1 protein-coding gene is annotated in these 614 nt (G+C 30.1%); it reads right to left on the reverse strand.

Annotated features, from left to right (window positions below; all coding sequences use genetic code 11):
* Nucleotides 1-140: 140 nt before the first annotated feature.
* Complete coding sequence (locus ACF91D_RS31360) at nucleotides 141-422, reverse strand: lactococcin 972 family bacteriocin (RefSeq protein WP_392438638.1); 282 nt, start codon at nucleotides 420-422, stop codon at nucleotides 141-143.
* Nucleotides 423-614: the final 192 nt, after the last annotated feature.

Below are 614 nucleotides of genomic sequence, written 5' to 3' on the forward strand. Positions count from 1 at the left end.
GGCTTCTCTTAATGTGAAAATGAGTATTAGGGTAGAAACTAAACACAGTGTGATTACATCTAATATAAATTTAAAAACTTTCATATTTTGCCTCGTTTAGAAGGAATAATATAAATTGACTATAGTTTATAAAGTTATTATTAATAAACTTTATAATAAGTTTGATTACCCCAATATGCTTTTGGCGCAGAAGCTCTAGATTGAATTCCTGCTCGTGTTTTTCCACTATAAGATGCGTATTTACCTATTGCAGTTGACCCATGTGCTTTTGAATTATGGTTATAATACGACCAAACATAACTATTGCCAATACCGTAATTCCAAACACCGCCTTCTGCATAAATGGTAACTGCTTTTGCTACTATTCCAGAGCCTAATACAATGATGCCTGTAAATAAAATACTTACGATAGTCTTTTTCAAATGCATTGCCTCCTTTTATTATAAGTTAATTATATTATATAATAAAAGGAATAAAAGTAAATATAATAATTTAATAGCGCTTGGTATAATATGGTTAATGTTAAGGGTTATGTAAACCAATTAATGAAAATTCCATAACTAAAAAGCAGCGAAACAGTCTTTTGGCTGTCTCGCTGCTTTTATGTTTGAAGG

It is taken from the genome of Staphylococcus sp. 231237_7MaSpsaltlick (genome assembly GCF_043107035.1).